This is a genomic window from Tepidimonas sp. (assembly GCF_046292505.1).
In the GTDB taxonomy this organism is placed as follows: domain Bacteria; phylum Pseudomonadota; class Gammaproteobacteria; order Burkholderiales; family Burkholderiaceae_C; genus Tepidimonas.
Genome location: NZ_JBKBQX010000050.1, coordinates 1 through 3,156, shown reverse-complemented (window position 1 = coordinate 3,156; position 3,156 = coordinate 1). Strand labels below are relative to the sequence as shown.

5 protein-coding genes are annotated in these 3,156 nt (G+C 60.8%); all 5 read left to right on the top strand.

The window, feature by feature from the left end:
* Nucleotides 1-327, top strand: a 327-nt coding sequence (locus tag ACK4TH_RS11260; protein ID WP_409626513.1) for a hypothetical protein, incomplete at its 5' end; no start/stop codon positions are given.
* A gap of 2 nt (nucleotides 328-329) precedes the next feature.
* Nucleotides 330-719, top strand: a complete 390-nt coding sequence (locus ACK4TH_RS11255) for a helix-turn-helix domain-containing protein (protein ID WP_409626516.1) — start codon at nucleotides 330-332, stop codon at nucleotides 717-719.
* 3 nt (nucleotides 720-722) lie between these two features.
* Complete coding sequence (locus tag ACK4TH_RS11250) at nucleotides 723-2,081, top strand: DEAD/DEAH box helicase (RefSeq protein ID WP_409626510.1); 1,359 nt, start codon at nucleotides 723-725, stop codon at nucleotides 2,079-2,081.
* Between the two features lie 339 nt (nucleotides 2,082-2,420).
* Entirely contained in the window at nucleotides 2,421-2,576 is a 156-nt protein-coding gene (locus ACK4TH_RS11245) for a hypothetical protein (RefSeq protein ID WP_409626507.1), read from the top strand.
* A 1-nt stretch (nucleotide 2,577) separates the two neighbouring features.
* On the top strand, nucleotides 2,578-3,156 hold a 579-nt coding region (locus tag ACK4TH_RS11240; RefSeq protein ID WP_409626504.1), incomplete at its 3' end, for a DUF2800 domain-containing protein.

Below are 3,156 nucleotides of genomic sequence, written 5' to 3'. Positions count from 1 at the left end.
TACATGGCTTGCGTCATAGCGCGGCTGCCAATCGAGACTGTTCCGCCGATGACGTGGAAAAAGCTGCTGTCCGTACCCGGCAAAGCGAAGAACGAAAAGGCAGGCGAGCGCGACCGGCAGATTGTCGCCCGTGCCGACGAAATCCTGCCGGACTACAGGCGCATGTGGCGCGGGCCGAAAGGCGGTATCCTGGTCGACCGGGCAGAAGCCGCCATGCTGGCATACTTCGGGCTGGTACATGTACTGCGCACGGTACAGGAGCCGCTTAAGAACCGTAGCGACGCAGAGTACAGACTTGCATACCGCAACGCAGACACGGGGGCGTGATCATGAACTACCTAGATACGATCAAGCTGCTACAACGTAACGCTGACGCCATCGACAAGTATTTCTCGACCAGCCCCGGCACGCAGGGCCGCAGTACGGCAGGCGCGGTCCTCAAGGCGCTGGCCGTCAGCAACAAGCGCGCCGTCGCGGCGTTGGAACAGCACGCCAAGGAACAGCTTGCCAAGGCGCAGGAGCCGGAGCCGATAAATTGGGAAGCCCTGCGGCTGGGCCTTCACGCATGGCGCACAGCGGCGGGCTACAGCCTGCGCAAAGCGGGCGAACTGATAGGCGTCAAGCATCATACCCTGCATCGCATCGAGAAAGGGCGACAGGTACGAACCAACGATTACGGACGCGTGGCGGCGGCGGTCTTTTCGCAGAGAAGCCAATAGCCCATGCCTATGCCCGTATTCCAGTACCAGGACGACGGCGCGTCCTGGATGGCAGGCCGCGAACGCGCAGGGTTGCACGACGAAATGGGCGTCGGCAAAACTGCCACCACGATCAAGGCAATTAACAAGATCGGCGGACGGCGAGGCATGATCATATGTCCGGCCATGCTGCGGCAGAACTGGATCACAGAGTTTCGCAAATTCTCTGACTACGATCTGCGCCTGTGCAAAGGGCAGAATATACATGACTTCGTGGCGTGGTCACGCGACAGGTTCGACGTACTGATAACCAGCTACGAACTTGCTACTAAATGGCATCCGCGTATTATGGAACAGGGCGAGTTTCTTGACTTCATGGCGCTGGATGAAGCGCACTTCCTAAAGAACGTCAACACGTCCCGTACGCGCGCCATACTCGGACAGGACGCGGGCGGCTATGACGGCGTGACATCATGGGCGCAGCACGCTTGGCACCTGACAGGAACGCCGATGCCGAACGATCCTGTCGACATCTACACCTTCCTCAAATTCGTCGACGCCATGCCGTTGACGTTGTCGCAGTTCACAAAGCGGTATTTTACCATACGGCAAATGACGTACGGTACGCGCCAGTCTCCTAAACCTGAGATGGTGCCGGAACTGAAAGCGCTGATCGAGAACAACGCCATACGTCGTACCAAAAAGGAAGTAGGGCTACAGCTACCGCCTATCTTCATGACCAGTACCGTCGTCGACGGCGACACAGACAACGTCCGTCAAATGCTGGCAGAGTACCCAGGGCTTGAGCGCTCTATCGTCTCGGCGCTTGAGCAAGGGGGCCTTAGCTTCCTCGACGCTCAATACATATCGACGCTGCGCAGGCTGATAGGTGAAGCCAAGGCGATACCGTACGCCTACATGCTGCATGACGAATTGACCTACGGAGGCGCTGATAAGCGCGTCGTGTTCGGCATCCACAAATACGCGCTTATGACCGTGCGAGACATCCTTGCTGTCAACGGCCACCATGTCGTGGTCGTTAACGGCGATACGCCGGAGCGCGACAGGCAGGCGGCGGTGTCTTCGTTTCAAGAGAACCCAGACTGTCGCGTTTTCATAGGCAACATACGCGCTGCCGGTACAGGATTAACCCTTACGGCAGCCTGCGAAATCGACATGCTTGAAAGCGACTGGACACCGGCAGGCAATGCGCAGGCTATCATGCGCGTACATCGTATCGGGCAAGTGCGTAACGTAAGAGCGCGCTTCATATCTCTGGCCAACACGCTTGACGAAGTGGTCAACCGCGTCGTGGCTGACAAGACCGCTTCCATTGCGGAAGTGGAAGGGGAGGCGATGCACGCAACGCCTCTTGACATCTAACGGCTGCGTGGCTTAACATGTTAAACGTCAACATCTAGGAGGCTCTCCGTGAAGTTCCATTTTGAAACCGACGATCCAGCGGTGGCGCAACGCGTCCTCGCTGCGATGACCGGCGCTGCGGCTCCCGCTGCCGCGCCGCCCGCCCCTCCGGCTCCGCCGCGTCCCGCAGCGCCGCCCCCACCCCCGCCGCCAGCCCCTCCGGCTGCGCCTGCGGCTCCTCCGGCACCCCCGCCGCCTCCGCCGCCCGCTGCGGCACCCCCGGCTCCTCCGCCGCCCCCGCCCGCACCGCCTGCGCCTCCGGCACCCCCGGCTGCGTCCGCTGCGGCCGGTGGCTACACCTTGCAGCACGTCCAGGCCGCAGTACAGGCGTACACCGCCGCGTACAAAGCCAAGGCTGCCAAGGAAAAGCTGGAAAGCCTCGGCTACAAGAAGCTGACGGACATCCCGCCCGAATACTACGCGGCGGTCATTCCCCACTTCGCGGTGGCGCAGTAGCATGGAACACGGAAGCAGCAAGCCGTCCAAGTACCGAGCGTCGGAAGCCCATCGGTGGACGAAATGCCACGGGTCTGTCCGGCTGGCTGCTTCCGTGCCCAAGCGCCCGCCAAGTGTCTACGCGCAGGAAGGGACGAACGCCCACCACCTGCTGGAAGCCGCGCTTAAGAACAACTGTCGATCCGCAGCCGAAGCGTGGATCGAGTATTCGGATTTCTGGTGTCAAGCCGTCGACCAAGACATGTGTAACGCGGTGCAAGATGCACTCGACTACATCTACAACCTTGTCGACACCTACCCGGACGCCGTTGTCTACAGCGAACGCAAGCTCGTACTGCCGACAGAGAACGCACCCGGCGAAGTCGGCGGCACTGGCGACGTCGCTGTGTACGTTCCGTCGATACATTGGCTGTGGGCTATCGACTACAAACACGGCGCGGGTGTGGCGGTCGACGTCTACCAGAACGACCAGCTAATGAACTACGGCGCTGGATGGGCCTATTGGCGGTGGAGGCGTCCCACCCCAACAGGGAGGCCAGCCAACTGGGCAGTGCGCTGCCCGGTTGCATGTCGATGGCGA

Excerpts from the sequence above, each read along its gene's own strand:
- ACK4TH_RS11250 (WP_409626510.1), top strand. The coding sequence starts at position 723 with ATGCCTATGCCCGTATTCCAGTACCAGGACGACGGCGCGTCCTGGATG.
- ACK4TH_RS11255 (WP_409626516.1), top strand. The coding sequence starts at position 330 with ATGAACTACCTAGATACGATCAAGCTGCTACAACGTAACGCTGACGCC.